Here is a 16218-nt window from a genome sequence, read left to right on the forward strand (position 1 = left end):
AAATGAAGGAAAAGATCGCGTTGTTCGGAGCAGGTGGAAAGATGGGCGTGCGCCTCTCCAGCAATCTGCTGAAGTCGGACTATCGTGTCGCGCATGTCGAGCCGGGCGCGGCCGGACAGAAGCGGCTGAAGGATGAACTCGGCATCGAATGCGTTTCCGCCGATGCCGCGCTCGACGGCGCGCAAGTCGTGATTCTCGCCGTGCCCGATACGCTTATCGGCAAGCTCTCGCACGACATCGCGCCAAAGCTGTCGCCGGGAACGATGATCATGACGCTCGATGCCGCCGCGCCTTTCGCCGGCCATCTTCCGGACCGCAAGGACCTGACGTACTTCGTCGCGCATCCGTGCCATCCGATCATCTTCAACTACGACCTCGACGAGAAGTCGCTGCACGATCACTTCGGCGGCGCGCACGCGAAACAGTCGATCGTCAGCGCGCTGATGCAGGGGCCGGAGGAAGCGTTCGATCTCGGCGAAGCCGTCGCGAAGGCGATCTACGCGCCGATCCTGCGTTCGTATCGCCTGAGCGTCGATCAGATGGCGATCCTGGAGCCGGGTCTCTCGGAAACCATCTGCGCGACGCTGCTCTACGTGATGCGCGAGGCGATGGACGAGACCATCGCGCGCGGCGTGCCCGCACAGGCGGCGCGCGATTTCCTGCTCGGCCACATGAACATCCTCGGCGCGGTGATCTTCAACGAAATTCCCGGCGCGTTCTCCGATGCCTGCAACAAGGCGATCGAGTTCGGCAAGCCGCGCCTGATGCGCGACGACTGGAAGAAGGTGTTCGACCGCGAGGAAATCGCGGAGAGCATTCGGCGCATCACCTGAAGCGAGGAACTGACCGTGAGCGAACGCATCCACGCAACTTACTGGCTCGAAACCGGCGTCGATCCGCGCATTGCCGCCGAGACCATCGCGGGCGAGCAGTCGAGCGGCACCTTCATCGCGCTGCCCAACGAGACGCCCGAACTCAAGGCGCGCTCGGGCGCGCGCGTCGAACGGCTCGACGTGCTGGACTACAGCGAGACGCCGAGCCTGCCGGGCGGCGCGGCTTCGAAGTGCTACACGCAATGCGTGCTCGAACTTTCGTGGCCGATCGAAAATTTCGGGCCGTCGCTGCCGAATCTGATGTTGACGATCGCGGGCAATCTTTTCGAATTGCGCCAGGTGTCGGGCTTGCGTCTGACCGGCCTGCGCCTGCCCAAGTCGTTCGCGGCGGCGTATCCGGGGCCGGCGTTCGGCATCGAGGGCACGCGCAGGCTGTCGGGCGTGACGCACGGGCCGCTCATCGGCACGATCATCAAGCCGAGCGTCGGGCTTTCGCCGGAGGAAACCGCCGGGCAGGTGAAGGAACTGGTCGCGGGCGGCATCGACTTCATCAAGGATGACGAACTGCAAGGCGACGGCTCGCATTGCCCGTTCGACGAACGCGTGCGCGCGGTGATGCGCGTCGTGAACGATCACGCCGAGCGCACCGGCAAGAAGGTGATGGTCGCGTTCAACGTGACGGGCGATCTCGATCAGATGAAGCGCCGCCACGATCTCGTGCTCGAACAGGGCGGCACGTGCGTGATGGCGGTGCTCAATTCGATCGGTCTCGTCGGCATGACCGAGTTGCGCAAGCACAGTCAGTTGCCGATTCACGCGCATCGCGCGGGCTGGGGCTATCTGACGCGCGCCGAAGCGCTCGGCTGGGACTATGCGCCGTGGCAGATGCTGTGGCGTCTCGCGGGCGCGGATCATCTGCACGTGAACGGCCTGCGCAACAAGTTCAGCGAATCCGACGAAAGCGTGATCGCGGCGGCGCGCGCGGTTTTGTCGCCGGTGATGGACGAAGCGCCGTTGACCGCGATGCCCGTCTTCAGCTCGGGTCAGACCGGCTTGCAGGCGGCGGACACGTACGCCGCGATCGGCTGCGCGGATCTGATTCACACCGCGGGCGGCGGCATCTTCGGGCATCCGGGCGGCGTGGCGGCGGGCGTCGAGGCGTTGCGCGAGGCGTGGGTCGCGGCGATGGAAGGCGTGCCGCTCGCGCGTCATGCCGAACGCAATCCCGCATTGAAGCGTGCACTGGAGTTCTGGAAATGAGCACGCAATGGCCCGACGGCCTGCTGCTCGCGTACTACGGCGACGACTTCACCGGTTCCACCGACGCGATGGAAGCGATGACCGCCGCCGGCGTGCCGACGCTCCTCTGCTTGCAGACGCCCACGCCCGAACTGCTCGCGCGCTTTCCCGACGTGCGTTGCGTCGGGCTCGCGGGATCGTCGCGCGGGCGCAGTCCGCAGTGGATGGACGACGAGTTGCCGCACGCCTTCGCGAGCCTCGCCGCACTGGGCGCGCCGATCCTGCAATACAAGGTCTGCTCGACCTTCGATTCGTCGCCGCAGACGGGTTCGATCGGCCGCGCGATCGATATCGGCGTGAGACACATGCGCGGCCGGTGGTCGCCGATGATCGTCGGCGCGCCGCGTCTGAAGCGCTATCAGGCGTTCGGCAATCTGTTCGCTTCGGTGGACGGCGAGGGTCATCGGCTCGATCGTCATCCGACGATGTCGCGTCATCCCGTCACGCCGATGAGCGAAGCGGATTTGCGCGTGCATCTGCGCGGGCAGACCGAGCGGCGCATCGGCCTGATCGATTTCGTGCAGTTGCGTTCGCCGGATGTTCGCGAGCGCCTGAACGCGCTGACGAGCGACGATGCGCCCGTCGTCATGATCGACGTGCTCGATGAAGAGACGCTCGCCGCCGCCGGAAAGCTCGTCTGGGAAGGGCGCGGCGAAGGTGTGTTCACGGCGTCGTCGTCGGGATTGCAGTATGCGCTCGCGGCGCACTGGCGCGCGAACGGGCTCGTGCCGCAGACGCCGGGCCTGCCGGTTGCATCGCCCGTCGATGTGATCGCGGCCGTCAGCGGAAGCTGCTCGCCGGTAACGGCGGGGCAGATCCGCTGGGCGCGCGACAATGGCTTTCGCGTCGAGCGGCTGGACTTGCTTCGCGCACTGGATGCGCAGTCGCGCGAAGCCGAAATCGAACGTGTGGTCGGCGTCGCTGTGCGCGCCGTGAGCGATGGCCGAAGCCCGCTCGTCTTCAGCGCCGAAGGCCCCGACGATCCCGCCGTGCTCGCGTTCGACGACATCGCGTCGCAAGCCGGACTGAGCCGCGCGGAAGCGGCGCGCCGCGTGGGCGAAACGCTCGCCGATGTGATGCGCCGGCTGCTCGATCGCGCGCCGTTGCGCCGCGTCGTCGTCGCGGGCGGCGACAGTTCGGGCGAAGTGGCGGGCAAGCTCGGCATCACGGCATTGAGCGTCGCGGCGGGCATGGCGCCGGGCGCGCCGCTGTGCCGCGCGTGGTCCGCCGATGCCGCCCGCGACGGGCTCGAAATCGTGCTGAAAGGCGGGCAGATCGGCGGCGTGTCGTTCTTCGGTAACGTACGGGACGGCGCTTCGTGAGCGGAGGCTTCGTGATAAGGTCGTCGGCGGGATTCATCGAAGACAGGCATTTCCGATGGCTGACATCATTCAGCGGCGCAAGCTGTATCAGGACGTACTCGACCGGTTGATGGCGCGTATCCGCTCGGGCGAGATCGCGCCCGGCGCGCAACTGCCTTCCGAGCGCGAGCTGATGGAAGCGTATGGCGTCGGGCGGCCCGCGATCCGCGAGGCGTTGCAGACGCTGGAGCGCTCCGGCATCGTCGAGATCGCGCACGGCGAACGCGCGCGCGTGGTCGTGCCGACGGCGCAGAGCCTCATCGCGCAAATCGCGATCGGGACCATGCATCTGCTGCGCACGCAGCCCGACATGCTGGAGCATCTGAAGGCGGCGCGGCTCTTTCTCGAAACGGGCACAGCGCGCATGGCGGCCGAAAAGGCATCGGAGGAAGACATCGCGCGGCTCGTCGAGTGCGTCGAGGCGCAGCGCGCGGCAGTCGATGACCGCGAGGCGTTTCTCGCCTGCGACATGGCGTTTCATCGCGAGATCGCGCGGATCACGGGCAATCCGATCTATCCGTCGATCGTCGAATCGATCTTCAACTGGGCCGCCGAATACTATCGGCCGATGGTGCGCGCGCCCGGCGCCGAATCGTTGACGCTCGCGGAACACGAACGCATCGTCGAGGCGATCGCCGCGCACGATGGCGACGCCGCCGCCGACGCGATGCACGCGCATCTCTCGCGTGCGAGCGCGCTCTACGGCACGCTCATCAAGTCCTGAGCGCTTCGTCGTCGCGCGTGCGCAGGAACGCGGTCATCTCCTTCAGGCTTTCGTTCATCTCTTCGATCAGCCAGCGTTCCAGTTGCGCGACGTCGGCATGCGCGCGCAGATGCGGCGCGACCCACAGCACGAGCTGGCGCGGACCCGGCGCGAAGCCGAACGGCGCGACGAGCTTGCCGGACATGAGATCGTTCATCACGAGCAACTGCGGCACGAGCGCCACGCCCAGGCCGCACACGGCCGCCTGGATCAGCAGATAGAAGTGATCGTAGGCATCCGCGCCCGCGCCGGCGAGCGGCGCGAGGTTCGTTGCGCGATACCAGTCGGTCCACGCTTCGGGGCGCGTGCGGGTGGAGAGCAGCTTCGCGCGCGCGAGATCGGCGGGGCTCGTAAGTCCGATCGACTGCGCGTACTCCGGCGAGCACACCGGCCCGATCCATTCGTCGATGAGCGTGCGTGTGATCGCGTCCCTCGGCGGTTCGATCGTGTTCGCGCGAATCGCGACGCTGATCTTGTCGCGCACGAAATCGATCTGGTCGTAGTTCATGTTGAACTTGAGCCCGGTCTGCGGATAGCGCCGATGAAACCCCGCGATCCGCGGAATCAGCCAGTTCATCATGATGGTCGCGGAGCACGACAGCGTGAGCGGCTCCGGCTTCAATTGTTCGATGCTCGCGTCGATGAGATTGAACGCCGTCGTAAGGCCTTCGGCGAGGCGTCTGCCTTCGGGCGTCGGATCGGACGATTGCGCCGAACGCACGAGCAGCGTCAGGCCGAGCGTATCCTCCAGCGCCTTCACCTGCCGGCTGATCGCGCCATGCGTGACGCACAGCTCCTGAGCGGCGAGCGTCATGCTGCGCAGGCGCGCCACGGCTTCGAACGCGCGCAGGGCGTTCAGCGAAGGGCGCGGGGTCTGCATGGTCTCCTCCCGGTATGGTGCCGATTATTTCCCGTTTCGATACGGGCAAGCCGATTGTAGACGGCACGGCGTCTTTGTATCGCACTGTATCCGCACTGAACGCCGACACACGGCGTTTCATAATCCGCTTTTTGCGAAACAAGCCAGATACGTCCGCCGGTTTAAATACCTCCAAGCCCGAACGATTCGCAACACACGGCGGATCGACAAGACGGACTTCCATTACATTCTCTGGAGGTAAATCATGAAAGTCATTCAATCGCTCATCGTCGCTGCCGCTGTCGCGCTTCCGGCTTTCTCGTTTGCGCAGTCGAACCAGCCGATCACCCGTGCGGAAGTGCGCGCGCAACTCGTCGAATTGCAAAAGGCCGGCTACGATCCGGCGAGCGACCAGACCCAATATCCGCAGAACATCCAGGCCGCCGAGGCGCGCATCGCGGCCGCGAAGGGCCTGAGCGCATACGGCGCGCCGGCGAGCGGCAACGCCGAGTCGGGCGCGCGTTCGGATACGAGCGTCATCGGTCTCGGTCCGGTTTTCGCGAAGCCGTAAGCGCGCGGATTTAGCTGGTTTCAGGAGCCCGGACGGAACGCACGTCCGGGCTCGATGCGTTTCCGTGAATAACGCATCACGTCTCGAAATTACCGCCTCGCAGGCGATACACTCTCGCTTCAAAATCCCGATTTCGCCGGCATGTGACGTGCTGCGGAATGGCGGACGCGGAAAATGGGTATCATCCCTTTCCGCCCCGACGCGGATTAAGCCGAATGTAACAACGTATCGCAATTTTTCGAGTGCGACGCCACTGATTTTCGAGGCGCATATGCCCACAGACGTAGACATCATCACCGACGAACAGATCGCGTCGATCGCCGATCGCCTGACGCAAGAAGGCCGCAAGGTCACCCCCGTGTCCGTTTGGACGGAGGCCGGGCGCGGCTCGGTCGTCGCCATCGCGGCGGGCCTGCAGCGCTGGCGCGACGCGCATTCCCCGGACATGCCGCAGCAGGCGCCGACCGGCCTCCCCGACGACCTCGCCGAGACGCTCGTGAACGTCGCGCGGCGGCTCTGGACCGTCTCGCGCGACGAAACCGAACGGATGTCCGGTCAGCGCCTGTCCGTGGTGAGCCAGCGGCTTTCGACCGCGCTCGCGGAGCGCGACGAGGCGCTCGCCGAGTTCCAGAAGACCGGCGACGAGGCCGCGAAAAACCGCCAGCAGACGACCGAGACGCTGAGCGCGTTGCGGGCATCGGAAGACTCGGTCGCGCGGTTGCGCCAGGAGTTCGAGGCAGCCACGGCGCGCGCGCAGACGGCCGAGTCGCGCGTCGAGGAAGCGCAGCAGCGCGCATCGGAGGAACAGGCTCGACTGGAAGCGCTGAATACGTCGCTCGACGAAGAGCGGCGCGCGAAGGGCGCGCTGAACGAAGACATCGCGCGTATCGTGCAGGAGCGCGATCAGGCGCGGCAGGACCATACGGAACTGCATGCGTCGATGTCGGGCAAGGACGAAGCGCTCGCGCGTATCGCCGAAGAACTCGATCAGGCGCGCCAGCAGCACGGCAATCTGCACGCGTCGCTCGTGGGCAAGGATGAGGAACTCGCGCGCATCGCCGACGAGCGCAATCAGGCCCGGCAGCAGCACGAACAGTTGAGCGCATCGCTCGCGGACAAGGACGAAACGCTCGCGCGTATCGCGCAGGAACGCGACCAGGCGCGTCAGGATCACGCGGAACTGCACGCGCTGATGGCGGGCAAGGACGACGAGCTCGCGCGCATCGCACAAGAGCGCGATCAGGTGCGGCAGCAGCATGAAGCGTTGAGCCTCGCAGCGCAGGAAAAATCGGCTGAAGCCGAACGCTGGTCGCAGGATGCGAACGCCGCGCATGCGCGCGCGCAGACTGCCGAAGCGCAGGCAAGCGAAAGCCTCGCGCGCGTCGCCGCACTGGAAGCGGAGTTGAACGAAGTACGCGGTGCGCTCGCGGCCGAGCGTGAGAACGCGGCTACGCTGAAGACGGAAATTTCGGCGCATCGCGATCACGCGGGCCGTGTCGGCGGCGAACTGGACGAAGCCCGCAAGCAGATCAGCGTGCTGATGGAACAGAAGGCCGAGCAGGGCGCGGAACTCGCGCGCGTGTCGAACGATGTCAACGCGTTGCGCGAGCGCGCCGAGACCGCCGAAAAGAACGCGACCGATCTCGCGAAGCGCCTGGTGGAGAAGGAGCAGGGCGAAGAGTCGGAGCTTGCGTCGCTTCAGCGCCAGATTTCGGCGCAGGCGAAGGCGCATTCGAAGGCCTACGACGATCTTCGCGCCAACGCCGAGCAGTGGGTCACCTACGCGAAGGACTTGCGCCAGCGTCTCGATGTGGCCAACGAAAAGATTCTTTTCATCGATGCCCGCAGCACCGGCGAAGTCGCGCTGATGCGCAGGCTTGCGGTCGAGCTGGAGCGCATGAAGCCGGATCACGAACTCGTGCTGCGCGAGGCGCAGCAGAAGCTGATCGGAGACAAGATGACGCAGCAGCTCGCGCAGAAGGGCTATCGCTACGATCCGGCCACGGCGGTGATGTCGAAGATCGAAACGTGATCCTCGTGTGACGATGGAAACGCAGACTCTCACCGTTACGATCGATCGCGACTGGCGCGAGCTCTACGACGCGATCTGGCGTCCGGAAGTCTTTCCGACGTGGGCGTCGGGACTTGCGCAATCGACGCTCGACGACATGGGCGATCACTGGCGCGCCCGCGGTCCCGAAGGCGACGTGACGATCCGCTTCACCGGTCACAATGCGCTCGGCGTGATGGATCATCGCGTCGGCCTGCCGAACGGTGACGAGGTCTACGTGCCGTTGCGCGTCTATCAGAACGGCGCGGGCGCTGAAGTGGCGCTCACGCTGTTCCGCCAGCCGGGCATGTCCGACGAGCAATTCGCCGCCGATGCCGACTGGGTCCGCCGCGACCTCGCCGCGCTCGCGGCGCGTTACGGCTAACATCCGATATCGCCTTCAACGAAATGCCGGGAGCGGCAGTCGAGATGAACGAGCGCAAGAAGGGAACCGCGTCGGACTGGGTGAAACGCGCCGAGCCGACCGAAGGCATCGAGCGCATCGAAGCCTGGTTCGGCGGCAAGGCATACGGCCTGCACCGCCACGACACCTATGCGATCGGCCGCACGCTCGCGGGCGTCCAAAGCTTCAACTACCGCCGCACGCTTCGCCATAGCGTGCCAGGCCAGACGATGGTCCTGCATCCCGACGAACTTCATGACGGGCAAGCGGGCACCGGCGAAGGTTTCCGCTATCGCATGCTGTATGTCGAACCCGCGCTGATTCAGGCGATTCTCGGTGGCCGCGCGCTGCCTTTCGTCGAAGGCGGCGTGACGACCGATGCGCGCGTCTGCCGCGCGACGGAAGCGCTGCTGCAGCGCACGGAAGGCGCGCTGCCGCCGCTCGAACCACTCGAACAACACGACGCGCTGACCGAACTGGCGCTCGCGCTCGCGCAAGCGTCCGGCGCGCAAATGGTCGCCGATAGCGGCGACTATGCGAGCGCCGCGCGCGCACAGGAATTTCTCCACGCGAATTGCGACCGCATCATCACGCTGGACGAGCTTGAACGCGTGACGGGCCGCGACCGGTTCGCTCTGTCGCGCGATTTCCGCAAGTTCTACGGCACGAGCCCGTATCGCTATCTGACGATGCGTCGCCTCGATCTCGTGCGCCGTCTCATGCTGACCGGCGCATCGCTCGCGGATGTCGCGGCCCATGCGGGTTTCGCCGATCAGAGTCACATGACGCGCCAGTTCACGCGCGCGTTCGGCATGCCGCCCGCGCGCTGGCGGGCGATCGCGCGCGGCGCGGAGTCGCGCTGAGTCGCGCTGAACCACGCACGATCGTTCAAGACGTGCGCGATGTGCGGGCGTTAGCCTCGGGCTGATTCATCGTCCAGGTCAAGGAGCTTCGCCATGACATCCACACCCGTTTCACGCGGTCAGCGTATCGCGATCGATCCGCTCGACAAGGCGCGCAAGATCGAAGGCTTCTGGCAGCAGCGCGTGATCGCCGAAATGAACGACTACCAGTTCAAGGTTGCGCGTCTCGAAGGCGATTTCGTCTGGCATCGTCACGCGGATACCGACGAGACTTTCATCGTTCTCGAAGGCGAATTGCGCATCGACTTTCGCGACGGCGCGATGCATCTGCGTGCGGGCGAAATCGGCATCGTGCCGAAGGGCGTCGAGCACAAACCCTATGCGGCGCGCGAAGTGAAGATCATGCTCATCGAGCCGCGCGGCGTCGTGAATACGGGCGAAGACCACAACGAGCGCACCGCGCCGAACGATCTCTGGATCTGATGCCGGGAAGCGGCAGTGAGCATGCTTGAAAGCGAGTCCCGTCGGGACTAGGCTTGGGCGATGGTCCGTCACTTGCATTCGGACCGTTCACTCGCGCGAGGCCCGTATGACCGCGAACGCTGCGCCATTCGATACCGAGTTGACCCGTGTGCTCGGCTGCCGTTATCCGATCGTCTCCGCGGGCATGGGCGGACCCGCGCGCGCGGAACTCGCGTCGGCGGTGTCGAATGCAGGTGGCTTCGGACTGCTCGGCATGGTGCGCGAATCGCCCGAGACGATCGCGAGCGAAGTCGCCGCCGTGCGCGCCGCGACGGATCGGCCATTCGGCGTCAATCTCATTCCGGCGGGCACGAAGCCCGGCCTGCTGGCCGCCGAACTCGACGCATGCCTCGAATTGCGCGTCCCGGCGATGTGCTTTTTCTGGGACGTGTACCCTGATATCGTCGCGCGTGCGAAAGACGGCGGCGCGCTCGTGCTGTATCAGGTCGGCTCGCTCGAAGACGCGTTGCGCGCGGAAAAGGCGGGTGCGGACGTGATCGTGGCGCAAGGCGTCGAGGCCGGCGGGCATGTGCGCGGCTCGACCGGCATCATGACGCTGCTGCCCGAAATCGCCGCGCATATCGGCGTGCCGGTGGTCGCATCGGGCGGCATCGCGACGGGCGCGGGGCTCGTCGCGGCGCTGGCGCTCGGCGCGAGCGGCGTACATTGCGGCACCGTCTTTCTGCCGACGCACGAATCCTACGCGCACGACTATCACAAACAACGCGTGATCGATGCGCGCGCGGGCGACACGGTCCACACCGACATCTACGCGATCAACTGGCCCGCCGGCTCGCCGGTGCGCGTGCTCGCGAACAGCGTGACGGATGCGGCGCGCGATCATCTCTTCGGCAACGATCCCTATGCGCTGCCGCGCGAGGTCATCGCGCATGACGAATGGGGGCCGGTCGAAAAATACAGCACGATTTCGCCGCTGCGCTCGACCACCGGCGATATGGAAAAGATGGCGCTCTTCGCGGGCGAGTCGTCGGCGCTGGTGAACGAGCGGACATCGGCGGGCGAAGTCATCGAACGTCTGATGCGCGAGGCGAACGAGGCGCTCGACGATCTGCTCGCGCGGCGCGACAAGAGCCTGAACATCGGCGGCGGCGAGTGACGAACGGCCATCGGCCCGACAAGCTATCATGTGCGCATTCCAAAACATGCCGCACGGGCTGGAGAATCATATGGCTGGACCTCAGGAAAGCGTCAGCATGGCGTTGTTCTGCGACTTCGAAAATGTCGCGCTCGGCGTTCGCGATGCGAAGTACGAGAAATTCGATATCCGGCCGGTGCTCGAACGCCTGCTGCTGAAGGGAAGCATCGTCGTGAAGAAGGCCTATTGCGACTGGGATCGCTACAAGGGCTTCAAGTCGGCGATGCACGAGGCCAGCTTCGAAATGATCGAGATTCCGCACGTGCGCCAGTCGGGCAAGAACTCGGCCGACATTCGCCTCGTCGTCGATGCGCTCGATCTCTGCTACACGAAATCGCATGTCGATACGTTCGTCATCATCAGCGGCGACTCCGACTTCTCGCCGCTCGTGTCGAAGCTGCGCGAGAACGCGAAGAAGGTGATCGGCGTGGGCGTGAAGCAATCGACGTCCGACCTGCTGGTCGCGAACTGCGACGAGTTCATCTTCTACGACGACCTCGTGCGCGAGCAGCAACGCGCGATCGCCAAGCGCGAGCAGCGCGAATCGAAGCGCACGCCCGATGAGGAACGGCATCCGAAGCAGGAGACGGAATCGCGCAAGTCGCAGGCAATCGCGATCACCGTCGAGACTTTCGAGGCGCTCGCATCGGAGCGCGGCGAGAGCGGCAAGATCTGGGCGTCGGTGTTGAAGAGCGCGATCAAGCGCCGCAAGCCGGGCTTCAGCGAAACGCAATACGGCTTTCGCGCGTTCGGCAATCTGCTCGACGAAGCGCAGTCGCGCGGTCTGCTCGAAGTCGGCCGCGACGATAAATCCGGCGCGTTCGTGTTTCGCTCCGCGCAGTCCTCTCAGGTCGCGGCGGTGGATGTGAGGCAGGCCGAAGCGCAGGCCGCCCCGAAAGAACACGAAAGCGCGGGAAACAGCAGGCGACGCGAGAAACGCGGCGCGCGGAAAGCCGAGTTCGTGGCCGCGCCGGAGCCGGTCGTGTTCGAGGAAGAAGTATCGACGCCGGTCGTTCCGAAAGAGCACGAAGGTTCGGCCAACAGCCGGCGCAGAGAACGACGAGGCGCACGGAAAGCGGCTCAGGCAGCCGCGCAGGAGGACGCCGTGTTGGTGGAAGAAGCGCCGGCGCCGGTCGAACGCGAGCTGTTCGAACCGCAGGCCGAATCTGCGCCCGAGCCCGCACCTGCACCCGCGCCGAAAAAACCCGCTACGCCGCGTCGTGCGCGCAAGACCGCTGCGAAGCAGAGCGACGCCGATGCATCGAACGAAGGCGTCACGACGGTTGCCGAAGCGCAGAAGCCGCCGCGCAAATCGTCGTCGCGCGGCAGCCGTTCGCGCAAGGCCGTCGTCGAGTAACTCGACATCGCTTCAACCGGTACGCTGCTCCGCCGATACCGACGCCTCTCCTTGCTCACGCGCCGCCGCATGTTCTTCGGCGCGCCAGCGCTGCCGCGAGCGATACATCGTCGCGACCGCGATGCGCGCCATCTTCACCCAGCCCGAGTGGCGCGGGTCCGCGAGCATGCTGAGCGCGCGTGCGTAATCGAGCGTGAGGCCCGGTGTCCAGGCCATCGTGGCGGCGCGCTTTCGCACTTGCGCCGCGACCCATAGCTCGGGCGTCGCCATGATGCGCACGAGCGGCTTCCATCCGCCGCCCTTGCCCCATACGCGCGCCGACGCGCCCTCGATCGCCGCTTCCAGCGCACGCGCCACGGAGCTCGAACAATTGCGATAAGTGAGGTTGTACGTCGTGTCGCGCTGATACGTCTGCCAGAAGCGCGCGAGCCTCACCGGATCGTAATTGCGGATGCGCACCTGCTGCGTCGACGGACACCACGCTTTCGACTCGGTCTCGTAGTCGGGCTGAAAGAGGCCGGGCACGTCGTTCTCGCGTGTCGCGCGCAGCGTGCGGGTAAATTCGTTCGGCGAGCGGTCGATCTCGACCGCGGGATACAGGCTGATGTACACGCCTTCGGGCGTCTCCAGCGCCGCGTGGCCGGTCGAGATGGTGCCGTTCCTGTCGATGGCGGCGATATAGCGATCGACGATCAACTGCCGCTTCGTCTGCGATTTCGCCGTGCCGACCGGCGTCCACACGTGCACGGTCAGCGCGGCTTCATCGGGCGCGGGCGGGCCGTCCCAGACCGCGCCGGCGAACGAGGGCGCGGCGGACGCCGGTTCTTCCTGCGCAGTCGCACTCGCTTCGCCGTCGACGGCGGGATTCGCCGCCATGCGCCGCACGCGCGCCGCGAGCAGGATCATGTTCCAGCCGCCGAAGAAGAGGCCGAACGCGACGCAATAGGCGACCGTTCCCGCGTAGTGATCGGGATAAGGCTGATAGAAAAAGATTGCGATGGCGATTTCGAGCACGCCGCCTGCCATCGCGAGGCGCCACTTTCGAAAGCGGACCACGCGCGCGGAGACGATCTGCAAGGCGCCATCGACGAGAAAGAGCGTGCCGAAGATGAGCGACAGCACGAAGTTGCCGTGCTCGCCGCCGAACAGCACGAGCAGCGCCGACAGGCAGAACGTCGTGCCTTTCACATAACGCAGCTTGCGCTGGCCGCCCATGCCGGTCCATGCGACGGCGAGCGTGGCGAGGCCCTCGAACAGCATCATCAGCGCGAAGGGCACGATGGGAAAGTAGAGCGAACCGTCGAGCGCATCGGTGAAGATGACGCCGCCGAGCGCGATGCTGAGCAGCCCGAGCGTCAGCACCGTGCGCCATCGCGTGCGCAGATAGTCGACGCCGAGGAGAATCATCACGAGCCGAACCATCGATTCCTCCGTCTGATCATTCGATGCCTTGTGCGGGACATGCGCAGCCACACACTATATAAGGCATTGACGGCGAAAGCGGCAAGAACGGGAAAACCACAGACGAAAGCGCGCGGCTGCCGCGCAGGAACACGACAGCCGCGCGCGGTCACATCATTTACTGCACCGCATGCTTCGCGGCTTCTTCGATCACCGCCGCGACCTGCTGCGGCTTCGATTCGTACACGGAATGGCTCGCGCCCGGAATGACCGTCACGTGACTATGCGCGCGCTCGTAGTACCAGCGTTCGAGATCCGGATTGATGATCTTGTCGCTGCCGGCCACGATGCCCCAGCTCGGCTTCGACGTCCACGCCGCGGCCGTCAGCGGCGTCGTGAAGACTTGCGCCGCCGTCAGAATCTGCGAGTGCGATTCGAACCGGGCTTGCCTGAGCGGCAGATCCGCGGCGAAGTCTTTCGGGAAGACGGCGGGATTCAGGTACGTGTAGCCATCCGCTGTCTTTTCTACGGCGTCCGTCTGCTTCGCGAGGAAGCTGGGCGTTTTCTTTCCAAGCGCGCCTTCATCCTCGCCCACGTTCGGCGCATGCGCCGCGACATAGACGAGGCCCGCGACCTTCGGATGCACGCCCGCTTCCGTGATGACCGATCCGCCATAACTATGGCCGACCAGGATCGCCGGACCGTTCTGCAGGTCGAGCACGCGTTTGGTCGCGGCGACGTCGCCTTCGAGCGATGTCAGCGGTTCCTGGACCATCGTGACGTGATAGCCGTCGCGGGTCAGGATGTCGTAGACCGGCTTCCATCCCGAGCCGTCGACCCACGCGCCGTGAACGAGAACGATGTTTTTGACGGGCGCATGGGCATCGGCGGCCGGGGTGGCATCCTGAGCCATTGCGCCGGTCGATGCGAACATACCGGCCGACAGCGCCAGCATCGACGCTGCTTGAAAGATTCGCTTCATGAAAGACTCCGCTTGTGCGAATGAGAGATCGTCGATCCGGACGCGCGGATCAGCTACCGAAGAACGGCTGGCAGAAGTCGATCGGCCCGACGCACGTGTTGTTCATCGATGCATGCTTCGGCGCGCTCGATGCGCTCGTGCCGGTTTGCACGCCGCCGTAGGCCTGCACTGCGCCGGCATGTTGCGTGGCGACCTTCGCTTCCGCTGCCTGAATGTCCGACGGGTAGTACGGATCGCTCGCGAGCGCCGGGTTATAGCCTGCCTTTTCGACGGCGACGAGATCGGCGCGGACCTGTGCACGCGTGACGGGAGCGTTCGATTGCGCGAATGCGAGAGCGGGCGCAGCGAGCGTGGCGGCAACAAGGGTGAAGCTGACGAGATACTTTTTCATGTTCGACTCCTGGTGGATGATGATGTATTTAATCGGGTATCCGAAATAAATATTGTTTTCGGTTTCCCTTGATAAGGCCGTTGGTCCGTGTTCATGCCGCGACCTTGACGACACTTTATCGACCGGACCGCACCTCGACTACACCTACGAAGGAGCGTGCCTGCAGCCGTTATCGGTGTATCGGCTAAACGTTCGGATGGCGCGCGCAGCAGCGCTTCAATCGTGCGGCTGCATTACATGCGACGTCCGGATGAGCCGTCTCATCCGCGCGTGTTAGGCGCTCATACGAAGGTGTTATCGCTTCGCCGATATCAAACCTTGATATAGGTTGACTCAACCATCAGGCGATGTCGTCAACCGTATGTACGGCTAGGCGCGTGGTTTCCGTTTGATTAACTTGGAGTCGTCGCGATGCCGGTCATCGATCGGCCGCACAGGCTTCAGTCAAGCAACGGACCTATCATGAATCTCAATCTCCTTTCGCATTCCGCGACGCCCGCGCGAGCGCCATTGATCGAACTGGAAGACCGATGGCGCAGCCCGGCCGCCGTCCAGCCCGCGCGGCGAATCACGATGGCGCGCTGGCTGCATCATGGCGAATCGCCGCTCGAAGTGTCCAGCGACGGCAACGGCGCGTTTCATTGCGTCAGCCTGAATCTGAAGTGCGCGTCGCTGATCTTTCACCATGCGGGCCGCAAGCTGCTGCACGGGCGCGTGCCCGCGGGCGTCGTGCAGGTCACCGCGCCCGCGACACGCGTGAGCGCGGTGTTCCAGTCGGCGATGGATGTCCTGCATCTTTTCGTGCCGCAGGAAGCTTTGGCGGAGTGCCATGACGATCTCTTTCATCGTCCTCACGCGGGCGATATCGTTCTCGACGATCCGAAGCTGATTCGCGATCCCGCGCTCGAACGGCTCGGTCAGACGCTCGCCGTGTGCAAGACCGAAGGCGCGGCGCTCGGCAGCATGTTCATCGAAAGCATCGGTCTCGCGATCGTGTCGCGGCTCGTCGCGCGTCATTTCGCGACGCCCGTTGCGCGCGGACGCGAGCCTTCGGCGTTGCCGCAATGGCGCATCAATCGTGTATCCGAATTTGTCGATGCGCATCTTGCCGAGAACATCAGCCTCGCGGATATCGCGTCGAGCACCGGCCTCACGCGCATGCACTTCGCCGCGCAGTTCCGCCGCGCGACAGGCATGCGTCCGCACGAGTATCTGCTGCAAAAGCGCATCGAGCGCGCGCAGCAACTGCTGCGCACATCCAGGCACAGCATGCTCGATGTCGCGCTCTGCTGCGGCTTTCGCTCGCAGGCGCATTTCACGACGGTCTTCAAGCGACTTGTCGGCGCTACGCCGAAACACTGGCAGACGAACACGCTCGACGCCGCGTGAGCGGATCGATCAACGACA

Annotated in this window: 16 protein-coding genes; 12 read left to right on the forward strand and 4 right to left on the reverse strand. The window is 65.0% G+C overall.

Annotated elements, in window-relative coordinates:
* Positions 1-2 precede the first annotated feature (2 nt).
* The 4 genes from IAG25_RS06255 to nanR are packed head-to-tail and all read left to right on the forward strand — an operon-like array spanning position 3 to position 4217.
* Complete coding sequence (locus IAG25_RS06255) at positions 3-833, forward strand: phosphogluconate dehydrogenase C-terminal domain-containing protein (protein WP_187604071.1); 831 nt, start codon at positions 3-5, stop codon at positions 831-833.
* A 15-nt stretch (positions 834-848) separates the two neighbouring features.
* The gene (locus IAG25_RS06260) at positions 849-2093 is read left to right on the forward strand and encodes a ribulose-bisphosphate carboxylase large subunit family protein (RefSeq protein ID WP_187604072.1); all 1245 of its coding nucleotides are present in this window, start codon (positions 849-851) and stop codon (positions 2091-2093) included.
* Positions 2090-3454, forward strand: coding sequence for a 3-oxo-isoapionate kinase OiaK (gene oiaK, locus IAG25_RS06265; protein WP_187604073.1), 1365 nt, complete (start codon positions 2090-2092; stop codon positions 3452-3454). Before IAG25_RS06260 ends, oiaK begins: the two co-directional genes overlap by 4 nt.
* Before the next feature lie 55 nt (positions 3455-3509).
* Positions 3510-4217, forward strand: coding sequence for a transcriptional regulator NanR (gene nanR / locus IAG25_RS06270; protein WP_187604074.1), 708 nt, complete (start codon positions 3510-3512; stop codon positions 4215-4217).
* Here the strand turns inward: nanR and IAG25_RS06275 are convergent.
* On the reverse strand, positions 4207-5136 hold the full coding sequence (locus IAG25_RS06275; protein WP_187604075.1) for a LysR substrate-binding domain-containing protein: 930 nt from the start codon (positions 5134-5136) through the stop codon (positions 4207-4209). The two genes, nanR and IAG25_RS06275, sit on opposite strands and share 11 nt — an antisense overlap.
* 244 nt (positions 5137-5380) lie before the next feature.
* On the opposite strand from IAG25_RS06275, the gene IAG25_RS06280 reads away from it, so the two are divergent.
* From IAG25_RS06280 to IAG25_RS06310, 7 genes are all read left to right on the forward strand, one after another.
* Entirely contained in the window at positions 5381-5686 is a 306-nt protein-coding gene (locus tag IAG25_RS06280; protein WP_187604076.1) for a DUF4148 domain-containing protein, read from the forward strand.
* Between the two features lie 271 nt (positions 5687-5957).
* Positions 5958-7718, forward strand: coding sequence for a DNA-binding protein (locus IAG25_RS06285; protein WP_187604077.1), 1761 nt, complete (start codon positions 5958-5960; stop codon positions 7716-7718).
* A 13-nt stretch (positions 7719-7731) separates the two neighbouring features.
* Positions 7732-8121, forward strand: coding sequence for a polyketide cyclase (locus IAG25_RS06290; protein ID WP_187604078.1), 390 nt, complete (start codon positions 7732-7734; stop codon positions 8119-8121).
* Between the two features lie 44 nt (positions 8122-8165).
* Positions 8166-9002, forward strand: coding sequence for a helix-turn-helix domain-containing protein (locus tag IAG25_RS06295; protein ID WP_187604079.1), 837 nt, complete (start codon positions 8166-8168; stop codon positions 9000-9002).
* 93 nt (positions 9003-9095) lie between these two features.
* On the forward strand, positions 9096-9485 hold the full coding sequence (locus IAG25_RS06300; protein WP_187604080.1) for a cupin domain-containing protein: 390 nt from the start codon (positions 9096-9098) through the stop codon (positions 9483-9485).
* Between the two features lie 106 nt (positions 9486-9591).
* Positions 9592-10641, forward strand: a complete 1050-nt coding sequence (locus IAG25_RS06305; RefSeq protein ID WP_187604081.1) for an NAD(P)H-dependent flavin oxidoreductase — start codon at positions 9592-9594, stop codon at positions 10639-10641.
* A 70-nt stretch (positions 10642-10711) separates the two neighbouring features.
* Positions 10712-12037 (forward strand): NYN domain-containing protein, encoded by a 1326-nt coding sequence (locus tag IAG25_RS06310; protein WP_187604082.1) that lies wholly within the window; start codon positions 10712-10714, stop codon positions 12035-12037.
* Between the two features lie 12 nt (positions 12038-12049).
* On the opposite strand, the gene IAG25_RS06315 is transcribed toward IAG25_RS06310, so the two are convergent.
* The 3 genes from IAG25_RS06315 to IAG25_RS06325 all read right to left on the reverse strand — a co-directional run bounded on the left by IAG25_RS06315 (position 12050) and on the right by IAG25_RS06325 (position 14811).
* The gene (locus IAG25_RS06315) at positions 12050-13459 is read right to left on the reverse strand and encodes an HdeD family acid-resistance protein (RefSeq protein WP_187604083.1); all 1410 of its coding nucleotides are present in this window, start codon (positions 13457-13459) and stop codon (positions 12050-12052) included.
* A gap of 157 nt (positions 13460-13616) precedes the next feature.
* Positions 13617-14420: an alpha/beta hydrolase gene (locus IAG25_RS06320; RefSeq protein WP_187604084.1), complete on the reverse strand. Its 804-nt coding sequence runs from the start codon at positions 14418-14420 to the stop codon at positions 13617-13619.
* 49 nt (positions 14421-14469) lie between these two features.
* Positions 14470-14811, reverse strand: coding sequence for a DUF4148 domain-containing protein (locus tag IAG25_RS06325; RefSeq protein ID WP_187604085.1), 342 nt, complete (start codon positions 14809-14811; stop codon positions 14470-14472).
* A gap of 462 nt (positions 14812-15273) precedes the next feature.
* On the opposite strand from IAG25_RS06325, the gene IAG25_RS06330 reads away from it, so the two are divergent.
* A complete protein-coding gene (locus tag IAG25_RS06330) occupies positions 15274-16200 on the forward strand; it encodes a helix-turn-helix domain-containing protein (protein ID WP_187604086.1) in 927 nt (308 codons plus the stop codon).
* Positions 16201-16218: the final 18 nt, after the last annotated feature.

The organism is Caballeronia sp. EK, from assembly GCF_014384845.1.
GTDB lineage: Bacteria > Pseudomonadota > Gammaproteobacteria > Burkholderiales > Burkholderiaceae > Caballeronia > Caballeronia jiangsuensis.

Excerpts from the sequence above, each read along its gene's own strand:
- oiaK (WP_187604073.1), top strand. The coding sequence starts at position 2,090 with ATGAGCACGCAATGGCCCGACGGCCTGCTGCTCGCGTACTACGGCGAC.
- IAG25_RS06290 (WP_187604078.1), top strand. The coding sequence starts at position 7,732 with ATGGAAACGCAGACTCTCACCGTTACGATCGATCGCGACTGGCGCGAG.
- IAG25_RS06255 (WP_187604071.1), top strand. The coding sequence starts at position 3 with ATGAAGGAAAAGATCGCGTTGTTCGGAGCAGGTGGAAAGATGGGCGTG.
- IAG25_RS06280 (WP_187604076.1), top strand. The coding sequence starts at position 5,381 with ATGAAAGTCATTCAATCGCTCATCGTCGCTGCCGCTGTCGCGCTTCCG.
- IAG25_RS06305 (WP_187604081.1), top strand. The coding sequence starts at position 9,592 with ATGACCGCGAACGCTGCGCCATTCGATACCGAGTTGACCCGTGTGCTC.
- nanR (WP_187604074.1), top strand. The coding sequence starts at position 3,510 with ATGGCTGACATCATTCAGCGGCGCAAGCTGTATCAGGACGTACTCGAC.
- IAG25_RS06320 (WP_187604084.1), bottom strand. The coding sequence starts at position 14,420 with ATGAAGCGAATCTTTCAAGCAGCGTCGATGCTGGCGCTGTCGGCCGGT.
- IAG25_RS06295 (WP_187604079.1), top strand. The coding sequence starts at position 8,166 with ATGAACGAGCGCAAGAAGGGAACCGCGTCGGACTGGGTGAAACGCGCC.
- IAG25_RS06315 (WP_187604083.1), bottom strand. The coding sequence starts at position 13,459 with ATGGTTCGGCTCGTGATGATTCTCCTCGGCGTCGACTATCTGCGCACG.
- IAG25_RS06325 (WP_187604085.1), bottom strand. The coding sequence starts at position 14,811 with ATGAAAAAGTATCTCGTCAGCTTCACCCTTGTTGCCGCCACGCTCGCT.
- IAG25_RS06275 (WP_187604075.1), bottom strand. The coding sequence starts at position 5,136 with ATGCAGACCCCGCGCCCTTCGCTGAACGCCCTGCGCGCGTTCGAAGCC.
- IAG25_RS06330 (WP_187604086.1), top strand. The coding sequence starts at position 15,274 with ATGAATCTCAATCTCCTTTCGCATTCCGCGACGCCCGCGCGAGCGCCA.
- IAG25_RS06300 (WP_187604080.1), top strand. The coding sequence starts at position 9,096 with ATGACATCCACACCCGTTTCACGCGGTCAGCGTATCGCGATCGATCCG.
- IAG25_RS06285 (WP_187604077.1), top strand. The coding sequence starts at position 5,958 with ATGCCCACAGACGTAGACATCATCACCGACGAACAGATCGCGTCGATC.
- IAG25_RS06310 (WP_187604082.1), top strand. The coding sequence starts at position 10,712 with ATGGCTGGACCTCAGGAAAGCGTCAGCATGGCGTTGTTCTGCGACTTC.